15 protein-coding genes are annotated in these 14,877 nt (G+C 69.2%); 2 read left to right on the forward strand and 13 right to left on the reverse strand.

Features of this window, described 5'->3' with window-relative positions; all coding sequences use genetic code 11:
• Window positions 1–57: 57 nt before the first annotated feature.
• On the forward strand, window positions 58–756 hold the full coding sequence (locus ACN9MV_RS03480; protein WP_093058816.1) for a response regulator transcription factor: 699 nt from the start codon (window positions 58–60) through the stop codon (window positions 754–756).
• On the opposite strand, the gene ACN9MV_RS03485 is transcribed toward ACN9MV_RS03480, so the two are convergent.
• The 7 genes from ACN9MV_RS03485 to ACN9MV_RS03515 are packed head-to-tail and all read right to left on the reverse strand — an operon-like array spanning window position 753 to window position 6,525.
• On the reverse strand, window positions 753–2,051 hold the full coding sequence (locus tag ACN9MV_RS03485; RefSeq protein ID WP_426391319.1) for an MSMEG_0569 family flavin-dependent oxidoreductase: 1,299 nt from the start codon (window positions 2,049–2,051) through the stop codon (window positions 753–755). The two genes, ACN9MV_RS03480 and ACN9MV_RS03485, sit on opposite strands and share 4 nt — an antisense overlap.
• 32 nt (window positions 2,052–2,083) lie before the next feature.
• Complete coding sequence (locus ACN9MV_RS03490) at window positions 2,084–2,368, reverse strand: MSMEG_0570 family nitrogen starvation response protein (protein WP_093058771.1); 285 nt, start codon at window positions 2,366–2,368, stop codon at window positions 2,084–2,086.
• Window positions 2,359–3,369 carry a sll0787 family AIR synthase-like protein gene (locus tag ACN9MV_RS03495; RefSeq protein WP_426391320.1) on the reverse strand — a complete coding sequence of 337 codons (1,011 nt, stop codon included), beginning with the start codon at window positions 3,367–3,369 and terminating at the stop codon, window positions 2,359–2,361. Before ACN9MV_RS03495 ends, ACN9MV_RS03490 begins: the two co-directional genes overlap by 10 nt.
• The gene (locus ACN9MV_RS03500; protein WP_426391321.1) at window positions 3,366–3,938 is read right to left on the reverse strand and encodes an MSMEG_0567/Sll0786 family nitrogen starvation N-acetyltransferase; all 573 of its coding nucleotides are present in this window, start codon (window positions 3,936–3,938) and stop codon (window positions 3,366–3,368) included. The genes ACN9MV_RS03495 and ACN9MV_RS03500 overlap by 4 nt, the downstream gene beginning before the upstream one ends.
• 2 nt (window positions 3,939–3,940) lie before the next feature.
• A complete protein-coding gene (locus ACN9MV_RS03505) occupies window positions 3,941–5,011 on the reverse strand; it encodes an MSMEG_0568 family radical SAM protein (RefSeq protein WP_093077186.1) in 1,071 nt (356 codons plus the stop codon).
• Entirely contained in the window at window positions 4,974–6,029 is a 1,056-nt protein-coding gene (locus ACN9MV_RS03510) for a Nit6803 family nitrilase (protein ID WP_093077112.1), read from the reverse strand. Before ACN9MV_RS03510 ends, ACN9MV_RS03505 begins: the two co-directional genes overlap by 38 nt.
• A gap of 13 nt (window positions 6,030–6,042) precedes the next feature.
• On the reverse strand, window positions 6,043–6,525 hold the full coding sequence (locus ACN9MV_RS03515; RefSeq protein WP_093058775.1) for an MSMEG_0572/Sll0783 family nitrogen starvation response protein: 483 nt from the start codon (window positions 6,523–6,525) through the stop codon (window positions 6,043–6,045).
• A 354-nt stretch (window positions 6,526–6,879) separates the two neighbouring features.
• On the opposite strand from ACN9MV_RS03515, the gene ACN9MV_RS03520 reads away from it, so the two are divergent.
• Window positions 6,880–8,271 carry a PLP-dependent aminotransferase family protein gene (locus ACN9MV_RS03520; protein WP_093058776.1) on the forward strand — a complete coding sequence of 464 codons (1,392 nt, stop codon included), beginning with the start codon at window positions 6,880–6,882 and terminating at the stop codon, window positions 8,269–8,271.
• A gap of 19 nt (window positions 8,272–8,290) precedes the next feature.
• Here ACN9MV_RS03520 and ACN9MV_RS03525 read toward each other — a convergent pair whose 3' ends face one another.
• From ACN9MV_RS03525 to ACN9MV_RS03550, 6 genes are all read right to left on the reverse strand, one after another.
• On the reverse strand, window positions 8,291–10,714 hold the full coding sequence (locus ACN9MV_RS03525) for a TonB-dependent siderophore receptor (RefSeq protein WP_426391323.1): 2,424 nt from the start codon (window positions 10,712–10,714) through the stop codon (window positions 8,291–8,293).
• A complete protein-coding gene (locus tag ACN9MV_RS03530; RefSeq protein WP_426391324.1) occupies window positions 10,711–11,796 on the reverse strand; it encodes a FecR family protein in 1,086 nt (361 codons plus the stop codon). The genes ACN9MV_RS03525 and ACN9MV_RS03530 overlap by 4 nt, the downstream gene beginning before the upstream one ends.
• Complete coding sequence (locus ACN9MV_RS03535) at window positions 11,793–12,293, reverse strand: sigma-70 family RNA polymerase sigma factor (protein ID WP_093058818.1); 501 nt, start codon at window positions 12,291–12,293, stop codon at window positions 11,793–11,795. The genes ACN9MV_RS03530 and ACN9MV_RS03535 overlap by 4 nt, the downstream gene beginning before the upstream one ends.
• 339 nt (window positions 12,294–12,632) lie before the next feature.
• Window positions 12,633–13,253, reverse strand: coding sequence for a hypothetical protein (locus ACN9MV_RS03540; protein WP_426391325.1), 621 nt, complete (start codon window positions 13,251–13,253; stop codon window positions 12,633–12,635).
• Window positions 13,254–13,424: 171 nt separating this feature from the next.
• Complete coding sequence (locus ACN9MV_RS03545) at window positions 13,425–14,150, reverse strand: GDSL-type esterase/lipase family protein (protein WP_426391326.1); 726 nt, start codon at window positions 14,148–14,150, stop codon at window positions 13,425–13,427.
• 124 nt (window positions 14,151–14,274) lie between these two features.
• Entirely contained in the window at window positions 14,275–14,820 is a 546-nt protein-coding gene (locus ACN9MV_RS03550; protein ID WP_093077121.1) for an Rrf2 family transcriptional regulator, read from the reverse strand.
• Between the last annotated feature and the right edge of the window lie 57 nt (window positions 14,821–14,877).

The following is a 14,877-nucleotide window of genomic DNA, read 5'->3' on the forward strand; positions in this document are numbered from 1 at the left end:
GCCGGTATCTTCAGCGTCTGCAAGTGCACTGCACGCTGGGACACGGGGAAAGACATCATGAAAATCCTGATCGCCGACGACCACCGGCTCGTCATCGAGGCGGTCAAAGCCAAGTTGTCGGAGCTGGAGCCTGGCATCGAATTCGTTCTGACGATGAGCGTCGACGAATTGCTTGCCGGAGCCACCGACGACCTCGACCTGGCCCTGATCGACCTCAACATGCCAGGCGCCGACGGCCAGGCCCACATCGACGAAATCCGCCGCCGCCATCCGGCCGTGCCGGTGATCGTGCTGTCGGGCTACGAAGACCCGGCCATCATGCGCAGCGCGCTCGAGCGCGGCGTGCTGGGCTTCATACCCAAGGCTTACTCACCCGAGGTCATGCTCTCGGCCGTGCGGCTGGTGCTGGCCGGCGGTGTGTACGTGCCGCCGATGATGCTGACGGCGCTGCCGCCGGGCATCGTGGCCGGCGTGGCGCCGCAGGCGGCTGCCGAGTCGCTGACGCGCGGCGCAGGCGGCGGCAATGGCGGCACCCAGACGCTGGAGCACCTGCGCAACGTGCTCACCGAGCGCCAGGTCGAGGTGTTGCAGCTGCTGTCGCAGGGCAAGCCCAACAAGCTGATCGGGCGCAGCCTGGGCATCAGCGAAGGCACCGTGAAGATCCACCTGGCAGCCATCTTTCGCGCGCTCAATGTGCGCAACCGCACAGAGGCGGTGGTGGCTGCGCAGGCGCTGACCGAGGCGCAGCAGGCCTAGGCTGCGCGCAATTCGGGCGCCGGGGTACCGGTACTGCCGCGCAATCCCTCTTTTCTCTGCGCAATGGCTTCCGACAGGAATTCCGCATCGCGCGCCACGCCCGAGAAGCGCCCTGAACCCCAGGTGTGGAGCCAGGGCAGCCCGAGAAAGTAAAGCCCCGGCTCGTTCGTCACGCCGCGCAGGTGCACCGGTGCGCCGCGCCCGTTGAACACCGGCGCGTCGACCCATGCGAAATCGGGCGAGAAGCCGATGCACCAGACCACGCTGGTGATGCCCGCCGCCGCAAGATCGAGCCGCGTGCGTTCTTCCTGCGGCTCCCACACCGGCGTGTAGACCGAAGGCGGCGGCGCTTCGATGCCCTGCGCGGCGATGTGCTTGTCGATCGATGCGTTGATGCGGTTGTAGGTGCCGTCGGCCTGGTCGAGGTTGTCGCGCAGGTTGGGCTGCAGCTCGAAGGCGCTGTTGTCGAAGCCGCTCAGCAGGCCATACAGCTCCATGCCTTCGAGCGCAAAGCGCCGCAGGTCGATGTCGCGCCCGCCGTCGCGGCCGGTCACGTAGTGGTTGGTGTTGTCGCGCACGCCTTCGCGCAGCGGATGCTCGGTGACGGGCATGTCGTAGTACTTCATGTCGGCAAGCCAGTCGACCACCTCGCGGCCCCGGTAGAAGCGCGCGCAGCGCGGGGCGTTGCCGGTGGCCAGGTGCACCTTGCGGCCGGCCAGGTGCAGGTCTTCGGCGATCTGCGCGCCCGACTGGCCGCAGCCCACCACCAGCACCGCGCCCTCGGGCAGCTGCGCCGGGTTGCGGTACTGCGCCGAGTGGAACTGCGCCACGCTTGCAGGCAGCTTTTCGGCCAGGCGCGGCACGATGGGGCGGTGGTAGCCGCCGGAGGCCACCACCACCTGGTCGGCGGTGTAGAGGCCGGCGTCGGTCTGTACGCGGAAGCGCTCGCGTTCGCCGTCACGCGATACGCGTTCGACAGTCACGCCTTCGATGGCCGGCGCCTTCACATGCTCGACGAAGCCTGCGAGCCATTCGTTGATCTGGTCCTTGACCATGAAGCCGTGCGGATCGCTGCCGATGTAGCCCCAGCCCGGCAGCTGGCACTGCCAGTTGGGCGTGACGAGGCAGAACGAATCCCAGCGCTGCGTGCGCCAGGTGTGCACGAGGCTGCGCTTCTCGATCACGAGGTGGTCGATGCCGCGCTGCTGCAGGCAATGGCTCAGCGACAGGCCGGCCTGGCCGCCGCCGACGATGACGACGCTGTAGTGGCTGCGTCCGCCGTAAGGGTGTGACATGGGTTTCTTTCTCTCTCTGGATGTGGGGACAGTCAGTCGAAGGCGACGACGGTGACCTGGGCCTCTGCGGTTTCGCTGAAGCGCGCGGCGATGTGTTCGATCTCGGCGAGCTGGTCCATGGCCTGCGAGCAGGCGAAGCCGTACTTCGCGCGAACCCGCTCCGAGGCCATGCCCAATGCCTCGCGCGTGCGCCGCATGAAGTCGGCCAGGGCGTAGCGCTCGCCGGGCGCAAGGTAGTCGCGCACCACGCTGGAAGGCGAGTAGCAGCGGGTTTCGCTGGCATCGGGCCAGCGCACGCGGAAGTGCATCACAGGCATGCGGAGGGCTCCAGCAGGGCGAGAGGTGGCTGGATGAAGGCGTCGCTGCCGAAGTCCCACAGCAGCGCTTCCTCGCCTTCGGCGCGCAGTCGTACCTGCCGGGTGGCATCGACCTCGCCGATCACACCGCAGGCGATGTCGCGCGCGGCAAAGCGCGCCATCACCGAGGCCACCTGCGCGGGTGCCACGCTGAGCACGAAGCCGTAGCTCGGAAACGTCGACAGCCAGCGCAACAGCGGCACGCCATCGGGCCTTGGCAGCGCGTCGAGATCGATGCGTGCGCCAACGCCAGAGCACTCGAGCAGCATCATGGCCGTGCCCACCGCGCCGGCCATGCTGATGTCCTTGGCGGCGCCGCACAGGCCGTCTTCGGCGATGGCCGGCAGCAGCTCCAGGTCTGCACGCAGCCGCGCGGCGGGCGCGCGGGTCGAGGCGTTCCAGTACGGAAAGGGCTCTTCATAGGCGCCGCGCAGGTCGGCGGTCATCACGAGCAGGTCGCCCGGCTTCGCGTCGAAGCTGGTCAGCAGCCGGCGCGCGTGGCCGAGGATGGCGACTGCCAACTGCGGCCGCTCGCTGCGGTTGTTGCTGTGTCCGCCCACGATGGGCACGCCGTAGCGCACGGCGGCCTCGGCCATGCCGCGCAGCACGTCGTCGGCGGGGCTCATGCCGCTGCTCCAAAGCGCATCGACTACAGCGGTGGGGCGTCCGCCCATGGCGTAGATGTCGCTCACGTTGACCATCACGCCGCAGTAGCCCGCGAACCACGGCATGCGCACGATGAAGTCTTCCACCAGCCCTTCGATGGCGAACAGCAGGTAGCCGCCATGGCCGTCGGGGATGGCCGCGCAGTCGTCGCCGATGGGCACGGCCTGCGCGAGCGCGGCATGGCCGCCGGGCAGCGAGCGGCCCAGCGCCGACACCACGTCGCTGATGTCGCGCTTGTGGGCGAAGCCGCGCGTGGCGCGCAAGGCTTCTGCAATCTTGTGGACGTTCGTCGTCATGCCAGCACCTTCGCGCGCGTGACGAAGCCGCTCACGGGGTCGTGGCAGGGCGGATAGCGGCCCAGGTCGGCCTGCATGCGCGCATGCGGGCGGCCGTGCAAGCTCGTTTCTTCGAGCACCGTCCAGCCGAGCTTGTTGAACAGCGGCACGTTCTGCATCTGCACCTGCGCGAGAAAGGTCTCGCAACCCAGCGCGTTGGCGCGCGACACCGCCAGCCGTATCAACGTCGCACCCAGGTGCCCCTGGCTGCGGAACGCGGGGTGCACGGCCAGCCGCGAGCCCCACCATTCGCCTTCGGCTTCACCGCGATGGATTCGCACAGTGCCCACCACCTGCTCGGGCATGCCGCCGTTGCACGACATGGCCACCAGCAAGCGCGCATGGTCGTCGATGGCATCGCGGTCGTCGCGCACGAAGATGCCCTGCTCGATGCAGAACACCGCGCGGCGCAGCGCCATGGCCTCGTCGCGCTCCCACTGCTGGGCGGCTTCGCGCACCAGGTATTCGACGGGCGCGTAGTGGTCGCCCATCCGTTCGCGCATCTCGCAGAGGTCGTCGATGCACAGCATGTTCAGCTTTCGTAGACGGAGAGCGACGAGCACGCGCCGCATTTGCCGCATCCGGCCTTGATGTCGGCCGAGCGCAGGCCCGCCGCTACCACGCGTTCGCCCAGCGGCGCGAGCAGCGACTTCATGAACTCGGGCGAGGGTGCGGGGTGGTCTTCGAGCGGCGTGCCGCTGATCGGCACGAAGGGCACGACGAAGGGGTACACGCCGCGCGCCAGCAGCTGGTCGCAGGTGTCGAGGATCGCTTCTCGCGTGTCGCCCAGCCCGGCCAGGATGTAGGTGCTGACCTGCCCGCGCCCGAACACGCCCACGGCCGCTTCGAAGGCGCTCATGTAGCGTGAGACGGGCACGCTGGCCTTGCCCGGCATGATGCGTTCGCGCACCTCGGGCGTGACCACTTCGAGGTGCATGCCCAGCGTGTCGATGCCCGCGGCCTTCATGCGGTGGAACCACTGGTCGTCGTCAGGCGGCTCGCACTGGCCCTGGATGGGAATGTCGACCGCGGCCTTGATGGCGAAGGCGCTCTCGCACAGCACGGCCGCGCCGCGGTCGGTGGCGTTGGGCGTGCCGGTGGTCATCACCATGTGCTTCACGCTGTCGAGCAGCACGGCGGCGCGCGCCACCTCGGCAAGCTGCTCGGGCGTCTTGCGCGCGACGGTGCGACCGGCCGCGAGCGACTGGCCGATCGCGCAGAACTTGCAGCTTTTCTTGCGGCTTTCGTAGCGGATGCAGGTCTGCAGCACGGTGGTGGCGAGCACGTCGCTGCCGTGCAGCGTGGCGATGTGCGAGTAGGGCACGCCGTCGAAGGTCTGCATCGCGTAGAAGCGCGGCTGCTTCGGAAAGCTGATGCTCGCAATGGGAATGCTGCCGCGCATCACGCGGCTCATGCCGGTGGCGTCGGGCGCCTCGGCGGTGAAGGGCGAGTGCCAGGCGGTGGAGGTGTGGACCGGCACCATGATCGTGTGGCCGTCGACCGTCACGGCCTTGTGGTCCGAAGGGCCCGCGCCGCCGCGGCGGCTCGAGACGCCGGCCGAAGGGTCAACCAGCCGCAACCCGAAGGACTGGAGCTCGGTCATCAGCTGCCGGCTGTCCTGGGGCTGCATCGTCGTGGGTGTTGTCGTCATGGTCGGGGCTCCGTTGGGCGAAAGGTTGCGTGAGGTGCATGGGCACGGTGGTCTGCGCCGGCCGGTCGTTGATGGCGAGCGACAGCAGCTCGGGCCGCGCGTAGTGGCCGACCGAATCCATCATTCGCTTGCGCTTGGCGATCAGCGCCATGTCGAGGTCGGCAACCACCATGCCTTCGCCCTCGGTGAGCGGCGGTGCGAGGTGCTTGCCCTCGGGCGAGACGATGGCCGTGTGGCAGCCGCCGCGCAGCGCCTTCTGCAGGTTGGCGTCGGGCGTCACGCTGCGGATCTGCTCGTCGGTGAGCCAGCCGGTGGCGTTGACCACGAAGCAGCCTGACTCCAGCGCGTGGTGGCGGATGGTCACTTCCATCTGCTCCGCGAAGATCGGGCCGACCAGCGAGCCGGGAAACTGCGCGCAGTGGATCTGCTCGTGCTGCGCCATCAGCGCGTAGCGTGCGAGCGGGTTGTAGTGCTCCCAGCAGGCCAGTGCGCCGACGCGGCCCACGGCCGTGTCGACCACCTTGAGGCCGGCGCCGTCGCCCATGCCCCAGACCATGCGCTCGTGATAAGTGGGCGTGATCTTGCGGCGCTTGAGCACCAGAGTGCCGTCGGCGTCGAACACCAGCTGCGTGTTGTAGAGGCTGCCGTGGTCGCGCTCGTTCACGCCGAGCACCACCACCATGCCGCGCGCACGGGCCCGCTCGGCCACCGCCTGCGTGACGGGGCCGGGCACGACCACCGCGCGCTCCACCAGCTGCAGGTGCGGCGCGCCCTGCAGCACCGGCGGCAGCACGAAGCTGAAGTAGGGGTAGTAGGGCACGAAGGTCTCGGGGAAGACCGCGATCTGCGCGCCCTTCGATGCGGCCTCGTCGATGGCGCTGCACACCCGGTCGAGCGTGCCGTCGGGCCGCTCGAAGTCGGGCGCGATCTGGATCGCCGCTGCGCGCACGATGCGGGAGGTGGAAGCCATCGCTCGTGCTGCCTTACAGCGTCCAGGTGTCGATGACCACGGCGTTCGCCTTCTTGTGCAGCAGCACGAGGTCGAGCACGTCGAGCGGGTTGATCGGCGTGATGCCCTCGATCAGCGCGCCTTCGCCATGGCCGTACAGCGCCTGAAGCGCGAAGCGGCAGGCATACACCTTGCCGCCCTCTTCCATGAACTTGGCGAGCTGCTTGTTGAAGTTCTGGTGGCCCGGAAAGGCTTCGTCGCCCAGCGTGGGAAAGCCGCGCTGCACGCCCAGCGTCACGCCGGGGCCGTACAGCAGGACGGAAGTCTCGAAGCCCTTGCGACGCAGCCGCGTGGCCTGCAGCAGGTTCACGAAGCCGATCGAACCCTCGAAGGCCACGGTGTGGAAGGTGACGAGCGCCTTCTGGCCGGGTTCGGCCTTGACGTCTTCGAACACCTTCTCTTCGTAGTCGACGAGGAACTCGCCTTTTTCGTTGCGGGGGCGGGTGACTTTGGGCATGAGGTACTCCGGTTGGGTGATGGGTACGCAGGTGTTGCGTGCCTTTTCCTTCGCAGGCGATGTGCCAGCGGTTTGCCGGGTTCATGCGATCAATGCGCGATCAACGTGCAGCAGTGCGGGCTGCGTGCGCGCAAAATTTTTTCCGGCACCCGAAAACGCCGCCTCGGGGTGGGCCCGCGTGGCCTGTTCTGCACCGCGACGACGCACATGCCATGCGATCAATGCACCCGATCAATGGGGTTGATCGCACCTGATCGAAGCATTCATCCCCTCTGGCGCGGGCGCGGATCCTGCATGTTGATCGGTGGCCAGATGCAATCAATGGATGCAATCAACTTCGCCGAACCATCACCGATGACCACGATCACCGCCCACTGGCGCAAGCAGCTGCGCAACACCGCCCGGCCGGCCTACCTGCTGCTGGCCGACCTGATCGCCGACGACATCAAGACCGGCCGGCTCGGCGTGCGCGACCGCCTGCCCACGCTGCGCGAGCTGGCCGCCGACCTGGAGCTGAACTACACGACGGTGGCGCGCGGCTACGCCGAGGCGCGCAAGCGCGGGCTGATCGACTCGCGCGCCGGCACCGGCACCTTCATCCGCTCGGGCAGCCCGAGCCTGCGGCTGCGCGGCGGCAGCGGCGCCGAGATGACGATGAACATGCCGCCCGAGCCCGACGACGAGCACCTGATGGCGCGGCTGCACGACAGCGCCAGCCGCGCCTTCGCGCAGGTCGATTTCCACGACCTGCTGCGCTACCAGGACTTCGGCGGCACCGCGCACGACCGCGCCGCCGCCATGCATTGGCTGCGGCCCTTCGTGCCCGACGCGAGCGTCGACCGCATCCTGGTGTGCCCCGGCATCCACGGCGTGCTGACCGCGCTGTTCTCGCAGCTGGCGCGGCCGGGCGAGCTGATCTGCGTGGAAACGCTCACCTACCCGGGCGTGAAGGCCATCGCCGCGCAGCTCGGCGTGCAGCTGCATGCGCTGCAGATGGACGACGACGGTCCCATCGCCGATGCCTTCGAGCACGCCTGCAAGACGCTCAAGCCCAAGGCGCTGTACTGCAACCCCACGCTGCTGAACCCGACGGCGGCCACCGTGTCGCGCGCGCGGCGCGAGGCGCTGGCCGACGTGGCGCTGCGCTATGCGGTGCCGATCATCGAGGACGACGCCTACGGCATGCTGCCGCGCCAGACGCCCGCGTCGCTGGCCACGCTGGCGCCGGGGCTCACGTACTACGTGAGCGGTTTCTCCAAATGCTTCGGCGCGGGGCTGCGCAGCGCGTACGTGTGCTCGCCGACTGTGGTGCAGTCGCAGCGGCTGGCGGGCGCGATGCGCGCCACCACGGTGATGGCCTCGCCGATCACCAATGCGCTGACCACGCTGTGGGTGGAAGACGGCACGGCCGAAGAGATGCTGCAGGCGGTGCGCGCGGAGTCGGTGGCGCGACAGGTGCTGGCCACGCGCTACCTGGGCGACAGCGGGCTGCAGGCGCACCCCGAGGGCTTTCATGCGTGGCTGCCGCTCACGCCGGGGTGGAGCCCGGTGGAGTTCGCGTCGTACCTTCGCACGCAGAACGTGGGCGTGGTGGCGAGCGCGGCCTTTTCCACCGATGGCGATCCGCCCGATGCGGTGCGCATCTGCCTGGGCGGGCCGATGTCGCGCGAGCAGTGCGATCAGGCGCTGCGGTTGATTGCGGACACGCTGGCGCATCCGCTGCATCCGCACGCGACGCTGCGCTGACGAGCCGCTGTCGTCATGGCTACCAGCGGTAGGTGAGCTTCGCCTGCACCGTGCGCCCCTGGCCGAAGTACTGGCCGTAGCCCGCGACGTAGCTCTTGTCGAAGAGGTTGGTGGCGTTCAGCGCAAAGCTGTAGGGGCCGCGTTCGTAGCGGATGGCCGCATCGACCAGCGTGTAGGCCGGGTTGTAGCTGCTGTTGTCCACGCTGGCCGGCACCTTGCCGACGCGGCGCACGCCGCCGCCCACGCTCCAGCCCTGCAGCTCGGGGCTACCGAAGCGGTAGTCGAGCCACAGTGCGGCGGTCTGGCGCGCTGTGTTGAGCGGCTGCTTGCCCAGTTCTTCGGGGTTCAGGCTGCGGGTGATCTTTGCGTCGAGCAGGGTGTAGCTGGCCACCAGCTTGAGTTGGCGGGTCAGCGAGGCACGCGCCTCGAATTCCGGGCCGCGCGTGCGCACCTCGCCGATCTGCGAAACCGGGTTGAGCACGTACGGGGTGAACGTGGGCGAGTTGTTCTTTTTCAGGTCGAAGACCGACACGGTGAACAGTGCGTCCACGTTCGGCGGGCGGTACTTCAGGCCCACCTCGAACTGCCGGCCGAGCTCGGGCTTCAGGAGGTCGCCGCCGGCGATGGTGCCCAGCAGCGGGGTGAACGAGGTCGAGTAGCTGAAGTAGGGCGCCAGGCCGTTCGGCGCAAGGTAGAGCAGGCCCGCGTTGTAGGTGGTCTTGGTGTTGGTGTCGAGGCCGATTGACGACGCCGCCGCCTGCGGCCCCGGGCTGGCGCTGTTGTGCGCCCGGTCCTGCCGCACGGCCAGCCCGAGGGACCACGGCCCCGCGCGCATTTGGTCCTGCACATGGAGCCCGCGCTGCGTGATGCCGTTGGTCGACTGAACGGAGAACGCGGGCTCGGGCACGGGCGCGCCATAGACCGGTGCGAAGGCATCGATGGAGGAGGCCGGATCGACGCTGGTCTGCGTGGTGCTGCTCTGGCGCTGGTACTCCAGCCCCATCAGCAGCGTGTGCTCCACCGGCCCGGTGCGAAAGCGCCCCTCGATCTGGGTGTCGAGCGTGGTGGTGCGGCTCCTGTCCTTCATCCGCACCACCGAGCGGTCGAGTGTGCGCAGGTCGCTCTCGAAGCCGGTGCCGTAGATCTGCCGGTAGTCGATGTCGAGCGTCGCGTGGCGCGCGTTCTGCCGCAGCGTCCAGTTGTCGTTCAGCTGGTGCTCCAGCAGGTAGGTGAGCGAGAACGCATCGCGGTTGTAGCGGTCGAAGCCGGGCTCGCCGATGAAGCGCTCGCGCGGAATGCTGCCGTTGGGGTTGGGCGAGATGAGGGCGCCTTCGGGCCAGATACTCTTGGGCGTCATGCGGTCGCGCGTGGCCTCGGCCATCAGCGTGACCTTGGTGCGCGGCGATGGCGTCCACGTCAGCGACGGGGCAATGAAGTTGCGGTCGTCGCGCGAGAAGTCGGTCTGGCCGTTGCTGTTGCGCAGCACGCCGTTGAGCCTGAAGAGCAGGCTGCCGTCGGCGTTCATCGCGCCGCCAAGGTCGAAGCTGCCCTGGTAGCGGTTGCGGTTGCCCACCGAGAGGCTCACCTCGCGCACCGCCTCCGCCGAAGGGCGCTTCGACACCATGTTGATGGCCCCGCCCGGCGCCGACGGGTCGTAGACCGCGCCCGGTCCTTTCAGCAGCTCGACGCGCTCCAGCACCTGCGGCTCGACCAGCCACCGCGTGACGAGGCTGGTGGTGGGGAGCTTGAAGCCGTCGAGGTATTCGGCGGGCGTGAAGCCGCGCACCGTGAGCGACGCGAAGCGCGGGTCGTAGCCGCTGACCTCGGTGAGCACGCCGGCGGAGTAGCGCAGCGACTGCTCGACGGTGTGCACGGCCTGGTCGTCCATCTGCGCGCGCGTGACGACGGTGACGGCGCGCGGCGTTTCGAGCAGCGACGTGTCGGTGCGTGTGGCGGTGGCGCTGCGCTGCGCCACGTAGCCCTGCACCTGGCCGTCAGCGCGCTCGCCCTGTGCGGTGACGGTGAGCGTGGGCAGCGTGCTGCCGGTGCCCGGCGCTGCCGCCGTGGCCACGGCCGGGCGCACCGCATAGGCGCCGCTGCTGCCGGGCACGGCTTCCAGCTGGTGCGGCGACAGCAGCTCGGCCAGGCCTTCGGGCACCGTGCGGCTGCCCTGCAGCGCGGCCGCGTTCTTGCCGCGTACCAGCGCCGGATCGAAAGACAGCGTGATGCCGGCCTGGCGCGCGAAGGTGCTGAGCGCGTCTTCGAGCGCGCCGGCCGGAACATCGAAACCGGCGCGTGCGGAGGCCTCCGCCTGTGCACGTGCGGATCCTGCGGGCGCAGCCCAGCCCGCCGCGACGCCCAGCAGCAGCGCGGGAAGCAGGGTGGGCCTTGCCGGCCGGAACCGCCAGAACCCGGGAGGGCGGTCCGGATTAAGCCGTCTCAACGTCGCGCAACAGTCAATGTGCCTCCTGTGCCATGTTCGAGCCGTACAGGCAGTGTGCGAACCAGCGCTTCGAGCGCGCGGCCGACCGGGTCGGGGCCGTTGAGCTGGAACACGCCCGACACGCGCAGCGAGGCCACGTCCGCATCGCACAGCAGCGGAGTGCCGTGGTAGCGCGCCAGTTCGGCGACAAAGGCGTCCAGGCGCATCTGCCGGGCCACCAGCGCGCCGTCGGTCCATGCGTCGGGCTCGAAGCTGCGGTCGACGATGCGCTGCGGCTGTGCCGCGCCGCCGCGCACGATGTAGCCGTCGCCGGCCTGTGCGACCACTGGCGGCGCGCCTTCGGTATGGATGGCCACGCGGCCTTCGGTGAGCGACAGCCGCGTCTGGTCGTCCTGCTCGCGCACGCCGAAGCGCGTGCCGAGTGCCTCGAAGCGTGCATGCGGCGTCTCGACCCAGAAGGCGCGGTGGCCCAGCAGCGCGCCGCTGTCGGCGCCGGTGCGCACGAAAAGCTCGCCGCGGCTCAGCACGATGCGCCGCTGGCGCGGCGAGAAGATCACCTGCACCTCGGAGCCGGTGTTGATGTTCAGCTCGGTGCCGTCGGCCAGCGTCACGCGCTGGCGCTCGCCCACGGCGGTGGCGTAGTTCGTGCGTTGCTCCCAGGGCGTTTCGCGCCAGACGAACAGGCCGACGACGCCGCCGGTGACAGCCAGGCCCAGCACGCCGAGTGCGCGGCGCCGGCTTTGCTGCTGCCGCTGCTGTTGCGCGCGCATCAGGGCCGCGGCCTGCAACGCGCCGTGGGCCAGCGCGCCGCCTGCGTCGCCCATGTCGCTGCTCATACCGCCGCTCATACTGCCGCCGATGCGCGGCACCTGGCGGAAGGCGTCTTCCACGGCCTGCACCTGCTGCCAGGCCTGTTCGTGCGCGGGGTGCGCGGCGCGCCATGCGTCGCAGGCGCTGTGCGTTGTTTCGTCCGCGCTGCCGGAGCCCAGCCGCACGACCCAGGCGATGGCCTGTTCGAGCAGGTCGGAGGCGTTGCCGCCGTCGCCGGACGAAGGAGAAGAAGAGGGGAATGCAGGTTTCATCGCAGCGCCAGGCAGTGGCGGATGGCAGTTGCCATGTATTTCTCGACCGAGCTCAGGCTCACGTTCAGGCGCTGCGCGATCTCGGCATAGCCGAGGCCGTCGAGCCGCGAGAGCAGGAAGGCGCTGCGCGCCTTGGGCGGGAGGCCGTCGAGCATGGTGTCGATGCGCACCAGCGCCTCGACCAGCAGCAGTTGCGTCTCGGGCGAGGGCGCCTGAGGCTCCGGCAGGGCCGCGATGGCTTCCATGCAGGCGCGCTCCAGCGTGCGGCGGCGCACGTGGTCGACCACGAGGCCGTGCGCGATGGTGGTGAGCCAGGCACGCGGCTCGCGCACCTCTTCGACATCGCCCGGACGGCCCAGCACGCGCACGAAGGTGTCCTGCGCGAGGTCGGCGGCGTCGCCCGCGTGGCCGAGCTTGCGGCGCAGCCATCCGAGCAGCCAGCCGTGGTGGTCGCCGTAGAGGGTTTCCACACTGCGCGTGGGAGGACGGTCCGGCATGGAAGGGAAAGAGAAGTCGTTCGGGAACGCAGCGAGCGTTGCAGGCATGAATCTATCTCACTGGGTTGGCATTTGTGAAAGCTTTACTGCCGCGGCTGCATCCCGCCGGGGGATGGCCCCGGGTCTGCATGATCGGCGCGAGCGTGGACAGGCTGGCGGCGCTGGTGCTGCCAGCCTCGCAGCGCCCGAGGCCGATCGACAGCGCAAGGCCGCCCGCCGCCGCACCGACGCAGCCCGCGCTGGCCAGCCAGGAGCGCAGGGAGCCTGGGGTGCCGACGGTGGCTCGCGCTCGTGTTCGTGCGCGGGTGGGTGGCGGCACGAAGAGCCAGGGGGTGGCCATCACAGCAGCCCCTTCGGGGCACGCACCGCGCGGTCGTCGTACAGCGGAAACCGCAGCGTGAGACAGCCGTCGCCAAGAGGAGAGGGCGCGGTATAGATGCGCGCGCCGTGCCGCGCCACGATGGCCCGGCAGGCATGGATGCGGGGCGTGGCCGCGCGGCTGGCGCTGGTTTCGAAGGCGTGCGAGAGGCGGGGTGCGTCGGTGTCGCTGTCGCTGTCGATAGTGGCCTCGCGCCAGCTGATCACCGCCTGGTGCCCTTCGGCGCGCGCCAGCACATGCAGCGTCGTGCCCTGCGGCAAGGTGGCGGCCGCCGCGTCGGCGATGTGCGCCATGAGCTGGGGCAGGTCGCCCGCGATCACGGCCACCGGCAGCGGGTCTTCCGGCAGGCGCAGGTCGAGCCGGATGCCGCGTTGCGTCAGCGTTGCCCCGTGGGTGACGGCGAGCGCGCGCAACGGCTGTCGCAGGTCGATGCGCTCGCGCGTGGCGACAGGCTCCGGCCGGGCGCCGATGTGGGCCGGCGGCGTGCCCGCGGCGCGCACACCGAGCGCCTTGCCCGTGAACCAGACGGCGCCGAGCGCGAAGAAGGCGGTCGCGACGACGCAAAGGCTGCTTGCGCTCATCGGGCAACCTCCTGGCGGGGCAACGGGGACGATTCGGGCGATGACGGTGACGTGCGGAAAGTGCTCTGAAGCATGGCGAGGCGGCTCCTCTTTCGGTCTCAGGTGAATGCACTTCCTTGCCGAACGGAGCCGCCAAAACCCGTAATGGCGTATCGAAAAAAGTTGCGGGTGTCAGTACCTGCACTCAGGCGCGGCCTGGTCGAGCAGGGCCACGATGCGCCCGACCAGCCGCTCGCTGTAGGCAGGGGCTGGGTGCAGCACGTCCGCCATCTCGGCGGGCTTGAAGGACACGGCACCCCAGTCGGCAAACAGCGCGCCGGTCTCGCCGGCCACGCGCCGGGCGATGGTGTCGGCCGCGTCCCTGCCCGGGGCCGGGTGCGTCTGGCGGCTGAGGCCGGTGACGAGCGGCGTGCGCCCCTGGGCCTGCACGTGCGCCACCATGCGGCGCAGCGCCGGCTCGTAGGGCTGGCCGAACTGCCCGTCGTTGATGCCGTGTTGCAGCACCACGAAATGCGTGGTCAGCGGCGTGCTGGAGAAGGCGGGCGCGCGCTGGGCGGCCGTCGACCCCGCCACGCTGTTGTCGAGCACCGTGTAGGCCGGCCGCATGCGCTTGAGCATCGCCGCGGGCGGCTCGTCGAAGCGCTGGTTGTTGTTGTAGGCGCCATAGAGGATCGAGTCGCCCTCCAGGGTGACGGTGCAGTCGCGGGGTGCGTCGTCGGGCGCTTTCGCGGACGCCGCCGGACGGGTCGGGGCACTGCTGCTGTGGCTATTGCTGCTGCCCCTGTCGCCTCCGCAGGCGGGGACCAGCGCACCGATCGCAAGGATGGCAAGCAGCGTGAAAGCGATGTCGGACAGGCGGACACAGGCCGCGCGTGGGCGTGCAGAAAGAGAAACCAAGGCGATCTCCGGCAAGGGCCTCCGGCGTTTTCCGGAGGCATCGATCCCTTGCCGTACGAGTTTTCAAAACCCGTAATGCGCCTTGCGTTTCAGGTCAGTCAGCCATGTAAAGCCTGCTTTGTCTTCAGCGCTTGGCGAATACGCCGTTCCACGCGAACACCGAGTTCGGCGCGTTCACGCGCATCGGCAGGGTTGCGGGGCTCGGTAGGGCTTCTTTCTTCTTCGGGGGCTCGTGCTCGACGCGCACGCCCTTGGCCAGCTGGTCTTCGACCAGGCTCTGCAGCGTGACGGAGCCCAGGAATTCCATGACATGGTGCTTGGCGGAGGCCCACAGCGCATCGGTCGAGTAGCAGCCCTTGCTGCTGCCGCCGGCGTCTTCCTTGTTCGGCGAGGCTTCGGTGTCGGCCAGTGGCTGGCCATCGACCGAAGCGAGGATGTCCGCCACGGTGATTTCGGACGCCCTGCGCGTCAGCGTGTAGCCGCCGCCCGGTCCGCGCGTTGCCTTGATCAGCGCATGCTGGCGCAGCTTGCTGAACAGCAGTTCGAGCGACGAGCGGGCAATGTGCTGTCGTCGGCTGATCGAGGCCAACGGTACGGGGCCGTCCCGTTCGCGCATGGCGACATCGATCATGGCCGTCAAGGCGAAGCCGCCCTTCGTCGTGAGACGCATGGAGTGTTCCTCGGTGTTGGGTTTTGCAAACAATGCCTGGTAGGTGTGCAAAAGACC

This window comes from Variovorax sp. R-27 (assembly GCF_049913215.1).
Taxonomy (GTDB): domain Bacteria; phylum Pseudomonadota; class Gammaproteobacteria; order Burkholderiales; family Burkholderiaceae_C; genus Variovorax.

Coding starts and splice junctions, on each gene's coding strand:
- ACN9MV_RS03550 (WP_093077121.1), bottom strand. CDS start 14,820: ATGCGTCTCACGACGAAGGGCGGCTTCGCCTTGACGGCCATGATCGAT.
- ACN9MV_RS03500 (WP_426391321.1), bottom strand. CDS start 3,938: ATGCTGTGCATCGACGACCTCTGCGAGATGCGCGAACGGATGGGCGAC.
- ACN9MV_RS03520 (WP_093058776.1), top strand. CDS start 6,880: ATGACCACGATCACCGCCCACTGGCGCAAGCAGCTGCGCAACACCGCC.
- ACN9MV_RS03515 (WP_093058775.1), bottom strand. CDS start 6,525: ATGCCCAAAGTCACCCGCCCCCGCAACGAAAAAGGCGAGTTCCTCGTC.
- ACN9MV_RS03480 (WP_093058816.1), top strand. CDS start 58: ATGAAAATCCTGATCGCCGACGACCACCGGCTCGTCATCGAGGCGGTC.
- ACN9MV_RS03540 (WP_426391325.1), bottom strand. CDS start 13,253: ATGAGCGCAAGCAGCCTTTGCGTCGTCGCGACCGCCTTCTTCGCGCTC.
- ACN9MV_RS03535 (WP_093058818.1), bottom strand. CDS start 12,293: ATGCCGGACCGTCCTCCCACGCGCAGTGTGGAAACCCTCTACGGCGAC.
- ACN9MV_RS03485 (WP_426391319.1), bottom strand. CDS start 2,051: ATGTCACACCCTTACGGCGGACGCAGCCACTACAGCGTCGTCATCGTC.
- ACN9MV_RS03490 (WP_093058771.1), bottom strand. CDS start 2,368: ATGCCTGTGATGCACTTCCGCGTGCGCTGGCCCGATGCCAGCGAAACC.
- ACN9MV_RS03530 (WP_426391324.1), bottom strand. CDS start 11,796: ATGAAACCTGCATTCCCCTCTTCTTCTCCTTCGTCCGGCGACGGCGGC.
- ACN9MV_RS03510 (WP_093077112.1), bottom strand. CDS start 6,029: ATGGCTTCCACCTCCCGCATCGTGCGCGCAGCGGCGATCCAGATCGCG.
- ACN9MV_RS03495 (WP_426391320.1), bottom strand. CDS start 3,369: ATGACGACGAACGTCCACAAGATTGCAGAAGCCTTGCGCGCCACGCGC.
- ACN9MV_RS03505 (WP_093077186.1), bottom strand. CDS start 5,011: ATGACCGAGCTCCAGTCCTTCGGGTTGCGGCTGGTTGACCCTTCGGCC.